At 33.9% G+C, this 11,951-nt stretch carries 14 protein-coding genes and 1 pseudogene; 13 read left to right on the top strand and 2 right to left on the bottom strand.

Annotation, left to right across the window (positions count from 1 at the left end):
* Positions 1–134 precede the first annotated feature (134 nt).
* Positions 135–680, top strand: a complete 546-nt coding sequence (locus DPQ31_RS14290) for a TetR/AcrR family transcriptional regulator (RefSeq protein WP_085450296.1) — start codon at positions 135–137, stop codon at positions 678–680.
* Positions 681–835: 155 nt separating this feature from the next.
* On the top strand, positions 836–1,261 hold the full coding sequence (locus DPQ31_RS14285) for a WapI family immunity protein (protein ID WP_000347502.1): 426 nt from the start codon (positions 836–838) through the stop codon (positions 1,259–1,261).
* A 42-nt stretch (positions 1,262–1,303) separates the two neighbouring features.
* Here DPQ31_RS14285 and DPQ31_RS14280 read toward each other — a convergent pair whose 3' ends face one another.
* Both DPQ31_RS14280 and DPQ31_RS14275 read right to left on the bottom strand, forming a co-directional pair.
* The gene (locus DPQ31_RS14280) at positions 1,304–2,131 is read right to left on the bottom strand and encodes a peptidoglycan-N-acetylglucosamine deacetylase (protein ID WP_000551438.1); all 828 of its coding nucleotides are present in this window, start codon (positions 2,129–2,131) and stop codon (positions 1,304–1,306) included.
* A 150-nt stretch (positions 2,132–2,281) separates the two neighbouring features.
* Positions 2,282–2,929, bottom strand: coding sequence for a DJ-1/PfpI family protein (locus DPQ31_RS14275; RefSeq protein ID WP_098711957.1), 648 nt, complete (start codon positions 2,927–2,929; stop codon positions 2,282–2,284).
* A 383-nt stretch (positions 2,930–3,312) separates the two neighbouring features.
* On the opposite strand from DPQ31_RS14275, the gene DPQ31_RS14270 reads away from it, so the two are divergent.
* The 11 genes and pseudogenes from DPQ31_RS14270 to DPQ31_RS14220 all read left to right on the top strand — a co-directional run bounded on the left by DPQ31_RS14270 (position 3,313) and on the right by DPQ31_RS14220 (position 11,943).
* Complete coding sequence (locus DPQ31_RS14270) at positions 3,313–4,137, top strand: MBL fold metallo-hydrolase (protein ID WP_199633512.1); 825 nt, start codon at positions 3,313–3,315, stop codon at positions 4,135–4,137.
* Between the two features lie 205 nt (positions 4,138–4,342).
* Positions 4,343–4,732, top strand: coding sequence for a VOC family protein (locus DPQ31_RS14265; protein ID WP_000800673.1), 390 nt, complete (start codon positions 4,343–4,345; stop codon positions 4,730–4,732).
* A 174-nt stretch (positions 4,733–4,906) separates the two neighbouring features.
* Positions 4,907–5,854, top strand: a complete 948-nt coding sequence (locus DPQ31_RS14260) for a PLP-dependent cysteine synthase family protein (RefSeq protein WP_098711958.1) — start codon at positions 4,907–4,909, stop codon at positions 5,852–5,854.
* 248 nt (positions 5,855–6,102) lie between these two features.
* A complete protein-coding gene (locus DPQ31_RS14255) occupies positions 6,103–6,780 on the top strand; it encodes a DNA alkylation repair protein (protein WP_000923467.1) in 678 nt (225 codons plus the stop codon).
* 22 nt (positions 6,781–6,802) lie between these two features.
* Positions 6,803–7,504: a nucleotidyltransferase domain-containing protein gene (locus tag DPQ31_RS14250; protein WP_000802436.1), complete on the top strand. Its 702-nt coding sequence runs from the start codon at positions 6,803–6,805 to the stop codon at positions 7,502–7,504.
* A 15-nt stretch (positions 7,505–7,519) separates the two neighbouring features.
* Positions 7,520–8,065 carry a GNAT family N-acetyltransferase gene (locus DPQ31_RS14245; protein ID WP_098711959.1) on the top strand — a complete coding sequence of 182 codons (546 nt, stop codon included), beginning with the start codon at positions 7,520–7,522 and terminating at the stop codon, positions 8,063–8,065.
* Positions 8,066–8,099: 34 nt separating this feature from the next.
* Positions 8,100–8,597, top strand: coding sequence for a GNAT family N-acetyltransferase (locus tag DPQ31_RS14240; protein WP_000620331.1), 498 nt, complete (start codon positions 8,100–8,102; stop codon positions 8,595–8,597).
* Positions 8,598–8,612: 15 nt separating this feature from the next.
* Positions 8,613–9,218 (top strand): annotated as a pseudogene (locus tag DPQ31_RS14235) (DinB family protein).
* A 70-nt stretch (positions 9,219–9,288) separates the two neighbouring features.
* Complete coding sequence (locus DPQ31_RS14230) at positions 9,289–10,227, top strand: DMT family transporter (protein ID WP_000643649.1); 939 nt, start codon at positions 9,289–9,291, stop codon at positions 10,225–10,227.
* Positions 10,228–10,284: 57 nt separating this feature from the next.
* On the top strand, positions 10,285–10,686 hold the full coding sequence (locus DPQ31_RS14225; protein WP_098854925.1) for a GNAT family N-acetyltransferase: 402 nt from the start codon (positions 10,285–10,287) through the stop codon (positions 10,684–10,686).
* Positions 10,687–10,779: 93 nt separating this feature from the next.
* Positions 10,780–11,943, top strand: a complete 1,164-nt coding sequence (locus DPQ31_RS14220; protein WP_098711961.1) for a DUF418 domain-containing protein — start codon at positions 10,780–10,782, stop codon at positions 11,941–11,943.
* Positions 11,944–11,951 lie beyond the last annotated feature (8 nt).

The following is an 11,951-nucleotide window of genomic DNA, read 5'->3' as shown; positions in this document are numbered from 1 at the left end:
GTGTCGATAAAATTAATGGTAACAAAATACGTTTTCTCTGACCATGAACAGTTTTATTGAAAATGTCCACTACTCGACAGAGAAGATATGTACTGTCGAGAAAGTAAAGAGAAAATCTATAAAGGAGTTTCAAAATGTCTACACTTAAAAAAGAAGACCCTCGTACAGTTCGTTCAAGAGAAATGTTTAAAAATGCTGTTTTTTCTCTTTTATGTGAGAATCCTACTATTTCAAGCTTAACGGTTCAGAAAATCGCAACAAAAGCAGGATTAAATCGAACAACATTTTACTTACATTATCAAGATATTCAAGATTTACTGGACCAAATCACTAGCGAGATTTTAAATGAGCTTTCTAATAAAATTGTTGATTTAATACATGCAAAAGATTTATCAGAAAAACAAAAGCTAACACAATTGCTAGATTATTTATATATCCACCGGAATTTTTTATTTATATTATTTAAAATGAATCAATTTGAGGAGCAATTATTTTTATTTTTAAAGCAATTAATAGAAACGAGAAGAGAGAATACGAAAAATAAATTACCTGATGATTACGTTGCAGTTGATATTAAAACAGCCTCTTTGGTAGGTATTATCATGTGGTGGATAAGGAATGGACTTCACTTTAGTTCAGATTATATAGCAAATCAAATATATTTAATGTATAAAGAATGATATGTTAGAATCAGTCATGTGTATTAATAAACGAAAATCATTATATTTAAGAATTGAAATTAACAGGAGATTGAAAAATAATTGTCTTGCAAGTAAAGGCTTATATATTTCAAATTTATAAAGTAAAAGTTTTATAGCAAGAAGGGGAGCAATTTATGGATTTTCAAAATGAAAAAGTAGCATTACATTTAGAGGTGGTGAGATACCAATTTAAAGATGCAAAAGAGGAGTGTGATAGAAATTGGCTTATAGTAAAAGCGAAACTGTCAGAAGGAAATAAAGTTTTTGAAACGATGGATCCTTTTCTACAAACTTTCGACTTACAGCATATGAAAAAATGGTTTCAATCATTACCGAATCCTACATATACCGAACTAGATTTCATAGAGCCTAATATAGCGTTTGAATTAATGGGGAAAAATGAAGGTGAGTTTCAAATTGTAGTCCGATTATCTCAGGAACTTACCCCTTCATGGTGTAAGGAAGAGGAGTACGAATTTTCTATAAGTATTACGCATGAGGACAGAGAAAAGATTATTCGTTTTATTGAAGAGCAACAAAGAAACTTTCCAAAACGTTAAAAAAAGACTTGATATCCTACTAGAGGGAATCAAGTCTTTTCATTACATACGATTATCATGCCAGAAGTTTAATGGGAAGTGTTCGTTCTCATTATAGGCTTCTAATTCATATCCTTTTTCTTTCAGTCCTTTTATAATTCCAGGTACTGCTTTAACTGATTGTGGGTGAATATCGTGCATAAGGATAACTTCTGTTGGATTTGTAGCACCATGTAGAACGTTTTCTACAATTTTAGCTGATGCAGCATCAACTTGCATTTTGTTGTATCTCCAGTCTAAAGAATCAATTGTCCAATCCCAAACTTTCAACCCGTTTTCCACCACTTTGTTGCGAAGTGCTTCGTTTAATCCTGGCATTGAGCCGTATGATGGACGAGTTAATACGGGTGATTTGCCTAGAACGCCAGCGATTAAGCCTTGATCTTCTTTCATTTCATCTACGTAATGTCCTTCTGTGTAAAGTTTCTTATAGTTATGAGTCATACTGTGCATCCCAACATAGTGGCCTTCAGCATCTTCACGTTTCACAAGATCAGGGAAAGCTTTCACGTTTGAACCAATTAGGAAGAATGTTGCTTTTGCATTTTCTTTCTTTAACATATCTAAAAGCTCAGCTGTGTATTTTCCAGGACCGTCATCAAATGTTAAGTAAGCGACTTTTCTAACTTGCCCATTATAGTGTTTTGGAGCTTCTTTCGGTGCAAGAGATGTTTGAATTTCACTTACAAATTGAACAGACTTTGCTTCATCTTCTGTACTTGCTAGAGCAGTATGTACTGATCCTAAAGCGGCCTCATATGTAAATAATACCCCAGCGCAAATCAACATAGCCCTTTTTACTAAAGTTGTCATTCGAATTCCATTGTGCATAATTTTCCTTCTCTCTATAAAAGATCTACTCTACTATATTAGCAATTATAGGTAGGGAAATGCAAAAAAACTTTTTTACAACTGTAAAAAAGTTTGGTCAAAAATATGCAAGATTTTGTATCAACTGCATGCTTGAAAAATTGGATGCTTTTAAACTTTATTATGAAAATCTTCAAGCATCAAATTTAATTCTTCTAATAATGATGCGGATGCTTTTTTTGGTGAACCTGTATCAAAAGGAGGCTGTGGGTCGTATTCTAACATGAGCTGAACTGCTTTACTCTTTTCATCTCCGAATTCCCAAGCCATCAACTGGAGAGCCATATCCATACCTGCAGATACACCAGCTGCTGTTATGATTTTTTCATGACGAACGACTCTCTCTTCAGTTGGAATAGCTCCGAGAGAACGAAGTAAGTCAAAAGAGCTCCAATGACTAGTGGCTTTAACACCATTTAGTAGGCCAGTAGCACCTAAGATTAAAGAACCTGTACATACAGTTGTAGTCCATTTAGTAGTTTCATGCATTTGGAGAATCCAATTGAGAGTTTCTTCGTCCTCCATAAGTTGTTTAAAGTTAGGCGGGCGACATCCAGGAATAATAAGGATATCAGCTGAATTAACTTCAGTAAAATTATAATCGGCATGTAAATAGCCCATTTTTGAATCTAATTTAATTAAGCCCGTAGTTTTAGCAACAAACTTTATGTTGTTATTGCTTTCTGCTGCAAATACTTCGTACGGACCAATAGCATCTAATGCAGTAATTCCTTCATAGAGCATAATAACGATTTCCATTATAATCTCCCCTTAAGTTATTACAAATGTAATCTAGTAACGATTAAAAAATAATTTATTCAATATTCTTTTTTATCGTTACTTTAAATATACTATACCCCAGATGTGTATTAGTTTATACTACAGTGTCAAACTTGTGACAAAAACTATGAATAGGTTCATTTATTTCGTATAGAGTTACTCTTTCATGTAATGATTGAAAAATTTAACTTCCCAGAAAGAAGAAATATAAAATATAGTACTTAGACTAAATTCTTAAATAGAAGGGGAATAATCGTACTTTCGTATGACTTCATTTTAGTCACAATTATTGATTTAATTATTTTCGTTTTTTATTAAAATATTGGTAAAGAATCAATTACATTTAAAAAGGGAGTGGGAATATGGTTCATTATATTTGCACGACATGTGGAGTTCAGTATCCCGAAAATAAAGAGGCACCTTCTCGTTGTAAAATTTGTAATGAGGAAAGGCAATATATGAATCCAATGGGGCAGTCATGGACAACATTAGAAACAATGCAACATAGCAATTTATACAAAAATGAAATAATAAAAGAAGAAACTGGTTTGTATAGCATTACTACTAAACCTAAGTTTGCAATTGGACAAACAGCATTTTTAATACAAAGTAAAACTCTAAATGTTTTGTGGGATTGTATTAGTTATTTAGATGATAAAACGATACAACGTATATATGATTTAGGTGGTATTCAAGCAATAGCACTTTCTCATCCACATTATTACTCTACACAAGTAAAATGGGCGGAAACATTTCATATACCTATCTATATTCATGAAGATGATAAAGAATGGGTGGTTCACCCGAGTAAGCAAATTAAATTTTGGTCTGGGGAACATTTGATATTATCGGAAGAACTTACATTGCATCGGTTAGGAGGCCATTTTAAAGGTGGAACTGTTATGCACTGGAAAGACGGTAATGAAGGGAAAGGTATTTTGTTATCAGGTGATATTATACAAGTAGTTTCGGATCGAAAATGGGTAAGTTTTATGTATAGTTATCCCAATCTTATCCCATTGCCAGCGAATAAAGTTAGAAAAATGGCAGAGAAAGTAAAAGGAATCCAATTTAGTCGACTGTATAATGCGTTTCATGGTGTTGTGATGGAAGGTGCGAATAGGGCTGTACAAAGATCTGCTGATCGATATATAAAGGCCCTACAAGGAGAATTATTTCATACGTAATAATATATATGGAAGAAATCGTTATTTTATCTCCATATTTGTATAACTAAGTTTATATGAATTTTATACTAAAGTCCTACTATGTATGAACGAATAGGTCTTTCAACTTAAGCAGTTCTCACACTAATGAGGGATATTAAACTAAATATATGTAACTTATAATGGCTACTATAAAGCTTTGGAAAATGAAAAGGAGGAGATTTGCATGAAGAATTGGGTTCAATTTAGAATTGCAAGACCAACAGATAAATTTGAAGAAGTTATAAGTTTTTACGAAACAGGATTAGGGTTAAAACGTATAGGGGAATTTCACAATCATGAAGGATATGACGGGGTTATGTTTGGATTACCGGGTGAAGAGTACCATTTGGAGTTTACTACGCATGTAAATGGAAGCCCATGCCCAGCACCGACAAAAGATAATTTACTAGTTTTTTATATGCCGAATAAAGATGAAATTGAAATAATCGCGAATCGGTTAAGTGAAATGGGCTACCATGAGGTGGAACCGGAAAATCCGTATTGGATAGAGAAAGGTACTACAATAGAGGATCCAGATGGCTGGAGAATTGTGCTTATGAATGCATTTGAATAAAGAAGTTCTTTTCGTATGTAATAGAGTGCAACAAAATGATTTAGACAAAAATCCCTACAACGTTTGTAGGGATTTTTTATAGGAAAATATAGTTAATAGCGTAATTGAAATATAGAAAGTATTTTGACTAAGAACAAATGTTATAAATATGATGTATGACGGAGGTATAAAAGTATGATAGTAAACCATTTTGAAGAGTTTTCTAAAAATGTTGGAAATACCCCTGTCATTAAATTAGAATGCGAAGAAACGAAGAATCTTTCAATCTATGCTAAATGTGAATGGCACAACCCTACAGGATCGATTAAGGATAGAGCAGCACTTGGAATGATCAATAAATATTTACAAGAAGCTAACAAAAAACAACATATTTTAGAGTATAGTGGTGGAAGCTTAGCGAGGTCAATTGGCTATCTTTGTTATTATTTAGGGATTGAATGCACGTTAGTGTTAAGTTCTGCAACTGGTCAATCTCTATTAAATGAACTCGAATATTATGGTGCTAACGTAATCTTAGTTGATAAATGTAAGGGATTTTACGCTGTAATTGAGAAGACAATAGAGATTAGCAAACAAAAACAAGAGTTATACTTTTTGTTCCAACATTATAATAATGCAAATTTATTAAGTCATATAGAAGGAACAGGCCGAGAAATTATTGCACAAATGAACGGAAAACCAATACACGCATGGGTAGCATCCGCTGGTACTGGTGGAACTCTAATTGGGGTCTATAAAGCAGTAAAGAAGTATACAAAAAATGTTGAGCTACATTTAGTAATGCCTGCCGAATTACCATATGGATCTGAACAACCGCCAAATGCTTTAAAGAAATATGCAGGATCAGGTGGATTCGGTCTAGGACGGAAACAACATTTCATAGAAAAGGAAGACAATTTGATAGAAAAGCAATGGACTTATTCATATGAAGAAACCTTGTATGAAATGGCCCGTTTTTATAAGGCTACTGGTATGAAAATAGGAACGTCTGCGGCAGCAAACTTATTAGCTGCAAAACAATTAGGAAAAGAAAAAGGTGCGAATTTTAATGTAGTTACCGTTTTTCCGGATGCAGGTTCTATAGAAGAGTGGTCAGATGTAAAGAGTTTAGCCAAAATATAGCGGAGATAAATTATTGAGAGAACGAACCAAAGGTGGTTCCTTCGTTTATTTCTTATTTTATGGAAATTTGATACCATGAAAAACCTGCATGTTTACAATGTGTAGGTTTTTCATGGTGTGATTGCGTAGTATATTTAAAATTTCACATACCGTATTTTAAAAATAAATATAGGAAAATCAAAAAATAATGTAGAATATATCGTACATACCTATATGAAGTCAACAGAAAACATAAAAGAGGTGGACAAATGCTACTTGAAGAGGTCATGCAGCAACTAGAGAAATATGGAACGGAACAAAATCGAAAAACGTATAAAAATCATGGGGCGAAAGAGCCGCTATTCGGAGTCAGTTTTGCAAATTTAAAATTATTAAAAAAGAAGATAAAAAAAGATCATGATTTAGCAATTTCATTATGGGAAACAAAAAACATGGATGCAATGACTTTAGCAACGTATATTTTAGAACCGAAGAATGTAACATCAGAACAGCTGAATAGTTGGATTAGGGATGTTGATTATTATTGTTTAATGGACGTTCTTATGACAGCTATATGTACGTCGCCAATCGCAATAGAAAGAATGGACGAATGGACGAAATCTGATGATGAATGGATCGGGAGAGCAGGTTGGTCATTATTAGCGAATATCGCAATAAAAAATAAAAAGTTAGACGATAACTTCTTCATGCCGTATTTAGAAGAGATTAAAGTTCATATACATAATGAAAAAAATAGAAAAAGAGAAGCAATGAATAGCGCTTTAATTGCGATAGGGATTCGAAATGAAGCTTTAGAGCAACAAGCAATTGAAATTGCTCGTGAAATTGGAAAAGTAAAAATTGATCACGGTGCAACGTCATGTAAAACACCAGATGCAGAACCATATATAAAAAAGGCTCGAGAAAGAGCAGAAAAAAGAAAGTAAAATAAGCGAAGGAGAAAAGAAAATGAAACCAATTGAAGCGGCACAAAGCATAATTACATCACAATTTCCGAATTGTGATGTAGCTTTACTGGGAGGAAGCGTTGTACGAGGAGAAGCGACAAAAACATCTGACCTTGATATTGTTATAGTCGATCAAAGTTTGTCATCTTGTTATAGAGAATCCTTCTATAGTAATGGATGGCCCGTTGAAGTATTTGTACATAATTTTGTAACGTATAAAACCTTTTTTAAAATGGATTGTGATCGCGGGCGACCTTCTCTACCTCAATTAGTTTCAGAAGGAATTGTATTAAAAGGGGAAAGTGAAATTGTTGAGAAATTAAAAAAAGAAGCGAACGATTTACTAATTAAAGGACCAGATAAATGGACCGAAGAAACGATGAAACAGAAGCGCTATTTTATTTCGGATACTTTGGATGACTTCATTGGTGCATCAAAAAGAGAAGAAGAACTATTCATTGCTAATTTATTAGCGGAATTAATACATGAATATGTATTAAGAGTAAATGGCCAATGGCTTGGAAATTCAAAATGGTTTATTAGAGTTTTAAGAAGATATGATGACCATTATGCAGAACAATTTGTAGCGGCTTTTGATCATTTTTATAAAAACGGTGATAAAAATGTATTAATTAATTTTACAGAAAAGACGTTAGAACTATACGGAGGAAGAGTGTTCGAAGGATTTTCTATTGGCAAATAAAAAGGGGATAGTAAAATGAAAATACCATTCGTTCAATTAAGGGAATTGACACTAGAGGATGTAGAAGATCGATATCAATGGTCATTAGATACAGAAGTGACAAAACACTTAGTCGTACCAGATCAATATCCTCCGTTTACTCGTGAAGATACGAGAAAATGGATTGAAGCATGCATAAGTCGAAAGAATGGTTATGAACAAAGGGCTATCGTTACAGAAAACGATATACACATTGGCTGGGTAGACCTTAAAAATTTTGACAAAACAAATAAAAATGCGGAACTAGGAATTACGATTGGGGATAAAGAGTATTGGGAAAAAGGGTATGGAATAGCATCTCTATATAGTATATTACAACTGGGATTCTTTGATTTCGAATTGGAGAAAGTTTGGCTACGTGTAGATGAGGATAATTTACAAGCTAGAAAGAGTTATGAAAAGGCTGGCTTTGTTTGTGAAGGACTAATGAGAAATGATCGGTTACGTCAAAAGAAGTTCATTCATCGCTATCGTTATAGTATGTTAATAGAAGAATATCAATCTATAATTAGTGGTTTATAAAAATATTATGTAAATTAAAAAGGGGTAGAGATACATGATTCGATTACTTACGAAAGAAGATGCAAAAAAATATTGGGATTTACGTTTACAAGCATTACAAGTAAACCCAGAGGCGTTTATAACAACTTATGAAGAGGCGATTCGTCAGGAAAATCCTATTGAGCGAGTTGAAGGGAATTTAACATCTACTATTAGTTGTACACTTGGCGCGTTTAATGAAGAAAAATTAATTGGTGTAGTCACTTTACTAACGGAAGAGAAAGTAGCATATAAGCATAAAGGCCATATCGTTGCGATGTATGTAGACGCACAAAACAGACGAAACGGGTTGGCACGTGAGCTAATTGCAAATGCAATTCAAAGAGCGCGGGATATACAACTAGAGCAATTGACATTAGGTGTTGTATCTACAAACGAACCAGCAAAAAATTTGTACGAATCAATGGGCTTTAAAACATATGGAATTGAAAAAAGGGCTATAAAGATTAATGGTGCGTACAGTGATGATGAACATATGGTGCTGTTCCTTTAAAGGACGGAGTTTATCATGAAAGATCTTTATTTAGAAAAAAACATGAATCCGCAAGTAGCAATTTTGTATGCAACGGTTCGAGATACATATATACGATTGCAAAATTTAGTAGAAAGTACTGAAGAGAAGGAATTATCTTTTAAAGGGTCTGAAAATAATGAAAATAGCATCGGACAGCTACTTCAGCATTTAGCAGTTGTCGATTTACATTGGGTGTATCACTTAAAGGGAGAAGAAGTTCCACTGCACTAAAAAATAAATATGGGCCTATGTTGAATGAAGTGGGAGAACTGCCAGTTTTAAGAAAACACACGTTACAAGAGTTAATGCAAGATTATGAAGCAGTGCAACAATTGTTTTATCCCGCATTAACGGGCAGCCCGATTGGTTAAACTAATAATCAGTGGGGGATGAACAAAACCCCCACTGATTAAAGTTTCACTTTATGAAGAATGTATGAAACTAACAGAAAATGATTTAACACGGGAAGTTTTTTATGAAAAGGGCGAAAATGCGACAATAAGATGGGGCATATGGCATGTAGCTGATCATAATCGGTATCATCAAGCGCATATTGGTCAGTTAAGAAGATTATATAGAGCTAGATTACATGTAAGTTAAAGTGCGTGAATTTTAATTATATTCATTTTGTTGTATAGTATTAAGAAGAAACTAAACAAGGGGTTTTATAATGAAAGCAATTGCAATAGGGATATTGGCATCATTTTTCTTTGCCTTTACCTTTGTTTTAAACCGGGCGATGGACTTAGAAGGTGGAAGTTGGATTTGGAGTGCATCATTACGGTATTACTTTATGGTACCAATGCTACTACTTATTGTCATGTATAGAGGCAACTTAAAGCAACTCTTTCAATATATGAAAAACAATCCGAAAGAATGGTTGGTATGGAGTATTGTAGGTTTTGGTCTTTTTTATGCACCACTTAGTTTTGCTGGCGCATTTGGACCAGGGTGGCTTGTTGCATCAACATGGCAAATTACGATAGTCGCAGGGATTTTGTTAACACCATTTTTTGCGGTAGACCCATTACATAAAAAACTTCCGATGAAAGAATTAGTAATGTCGGGTATTATTTTATTCGGTGTTGTACTCATGCAAGTAGAACATGCTTCTTCTTTAGGAATTCGTGAAACCATTTTATGTGTAGTTCCTGTTCTCATTGCGGCGTTTGCGTACCCTCTTGGAAATCGAAAAATGATGCAAGTATGTAAAGGGGAATTAGATGTATTCCAGCGAGTTCTCGGGATGACATTAGCAAGTTTACCATTTTGGTTTTTACTATCTGGTTACGAAGTATCAACAGGTGGATTACCGTCAAGTAGTCAAGTTTTTCAATGTTTTATTGTAGCAGTTAGTTCAGGTTTAATCGCGACAGTATTATTTTTCTTTGCGACAGATCTTGTGAAAGATGATCCGCAAAAGCTAGCAACGGTTGAAGCGACACAATCCGGTGAAGTTTTATTTGCTTTAGTAGGAGAGCTTATTTGGCTTTCTGCTCCAATTCCATCATCTTTATCTTGGGTTGGAATGAGTCTCGTTATTGTCGGAATGATACTCCATAGTTATGTGGCGGTCGTTGTGAAAAAAGAAGAAAAAATAACAGCGTAATGAGATTAGCTCTTTTTTATAAAGAGCTAATCTTTTTTCTTAGAAAGGGATGAAGATATGAATTTGCAACGTGTTGAACAAATTGGAAGGGATTCAGTATTAAACGTATTACAGTATGCAGTCGGTCCAAGTGAAACAAGCTTAAAGGAAGCAGTATTATTTTATCAAGGTAAAAAAGGTAGATTATATAAATATGAAGAAAAGGCTTGTATAGGTATTGAAGTAATTGGCGCAACGAAAGCACGAATATGCCATATAGCAGTCGCTCCACAATATCGTCATAAGGGAATTGCATTGCAAATGATAAAGAAAGTAGTAACGATGCATCAGTTGACTTATGTAGAAGCAGAAACAGACAATGAGGCAGTTGAATTTTATCCCGCATTAACGGGCAGTAAGATCCCCACCTCAAAATTCAGCGGAAGCAAAGAAGTTAGGTGGGGGTCGGGCTGCCCATAAAAGCCCGATTGGTGAAGGCTAATAATCAGTGGGGGATGAACAAAACCCCCACTGATTAAAGTTTCACTTTATTTGATAATAAGGAAGTGAAATATGAGCAGTTCAATATGTGATGGAACACTTGAAAAGAAGCGTGCAGTCTCATTAGATTTAGCAAGGGGTACTATGTTGCTGTTAATCGTACTTGCTCATGCACCGCTGTATTTGTACGCTGCATATCCTGGAATTATGCATAGAGTGGAAAGCAGTAGTTTCTTTGATCAAATTGTAAATCTTTTTGGTATATTCATAATTGATAACCGTGCAAGAGCAATGTTTGCCGTATTATTAGGCTACGGTTTAGTTCTAGCATTTGAAGGGCAAATATCAAAAGGGAAAAATGAAATTCAGGCTGTAAAAATAGTAAGAAAACGCTCCTTGTATTTAATACTGTTTGGGATTGTGTTAGCGGTCTTAATTGGAGGGCAAGATATTCTTATGGCCTATGGTTTAGCGGGTATTTTTGTTAGTCCACTATTAAAGTGTAAAATGAAAACATTAATTCGAACGTTTATAATTATCGCTATATTGTATACCATTTTTATTCCAATAATATGGGGACTTAATATGCAATCAATAGGTGATTATGGTTTTTCACCAGATGTTTCGGCAAAAGACACGTATCTTAGTACTACAATGATACGATTACTTTTCTTTCCTATTATACCTGTACTCATCCATTTTATGTTCCCAATTCTTCCTTCTATAATTCTTGGTTTGTGGATTGCTAGATATAAGTTATTAATAAAACCAGAGCAACAGTTAAAAAAATTATATTTTATAACAACTATAGGATTAGCAATTTCTTTAATAGGTGCTTTGCCTTTATCTTTTATAGGGACTATATGGTATCCAACTGTATTTACAGCTGGAATGATAAATGGAATCCATATTTTAACTGGAATTGCTGGAGGATTAGCATATGCAACAGGTTTCGGGATAATAGGGAGTAGATTGAAAAATCCAGGGTACTTTAGCCTTGCATTAATCGCTCTAGGAAAACGTTCATTAACATTTTTTGTTTTAAATGAAGCACTGCTTGTTATATTTTTATCACCAGTAGCATTTGATTTAGGAGGGCATGTAAGTAACGCTTTTGCTGCATTGATAGCAATATGTATTTGGATATTGTCTGTCATAGTAGCTTTAATAATGGAAAAAAATAATCTTAATGGACCATTAGAAATTTTATTGAGACGTTTAGTATATAAAAAATAAATAAAGTG

This window comes from Bacillus sp. COPE52, assembly GCF_003355115.1.
In the GTDB taxonomy this organism is placed as follows: Bacteria; Bacillota; Bacilli; order Bacillales; family Bacillaceae_G; genus Bacillus_A; species Bacillus_A toyonensis.
Note: the sequence above shows the minus strand (reverse complement) of the source record. Positions and strands in the feature narration are given on the sequence as shown.

Bases quoted from the DNA above. Each gene is read 5' to 3' on its own strand.
- DPQ31_RS14265 (WP_000800673.1), top strand. From the start codon at position 4,343: ATGAAGAATTGGGTTCAATTTAGAATTGCAAGACCAACAGATAAATTT.
- DPQ31_RS14245 (WP_098711959.1), top strand. From the start codon at position 7,520: ATGAAAATACCATTCGTTCAATTAAGGGAATTGACACTAGAGGATGTA.
- DPQ31_RS14290 (WP_085450296.1), top strand. From the start codon at position 135: ATGTCTACACTTAAAAAAGAAGACCCTCGTACAGTTCGTTCAAGAGAA.
- DPQ31_RS14240 (WP_000620331.1), top strand. From the start codon at position 8,100: ATGATTCGATTACTTACGAAAGAAGATGCAAAAAAATATTGGGATTTA.
- DPQ31_RS14275 (WP_098711957.1), bottom strand. From the start codon at position 2,929: ATGGAAATCGTTATTATGCTCTATGAAGGAATTACTGCATTAGATGCT.
- DPQ31_RS14255 (WP_000923467.1), top strand. From the start codon at position 6,103: ATGCTACTTGAAGAGGTCATGCAGCAACTAGAGAAATATGGAACGGAA.
- DPQ31_RS14280 (WP_000551438.1), bottom strand. From the start codon at position 2,131: ATGCACAATGGAATTCGAATGACAACTTTAGTAAAAAGGGCTATGTTG.
- DPQ31_RS14225 (WP_098854925.1), top strand. From the start codon at position 10,285: ATGAATTTGCAACGTGTTGAACAAATTGGAAGGGATTCAGTATTAAAC.
- DPQ31_RS14285 (WP_000347502.1), top strand. From the start codon at position 836: ATGGATTTTCAAAATGAAAAAGTAGCATTACATTTAGAGGTGGTGAGA.
- DPQ31_RS14220 (WP_098711961.1), top strand. From the start codon at position 10,780: ATGAGCAGTTCAATATGTGATGGAACACTTGAAAAGAAGCGTGCAGTC.
- DPQ31_RS14250 (WP_000802436.1), top strand. From the start codon at position 6,803: ATGAAACCAATTGAAGCGGCACAAAGCATAATTACATCACAATTTCCG.
- DPQ31_RS14260 (WP_098711958.1), top strand. From the start codon at position 4,907: ATGATAGTAAACCATTTTGAAGAGTTTTCTAAAAATGTTGGAAATACC.
- DPQ31_RS14270 (WP_199633512.1), top strand. From the start codon at position 3,313: ATGGTTCATTATATTTGCACGACATGTGGAGTTCAGTATCCCGAAAAT.
- DPQ31_RS14230 (WP_000643649.1), top strand. From the start codon at position 9,289: ATGAAAGCAATTGCAATAGGGATATTGGCATCATTTTTCTTTGCCTTT.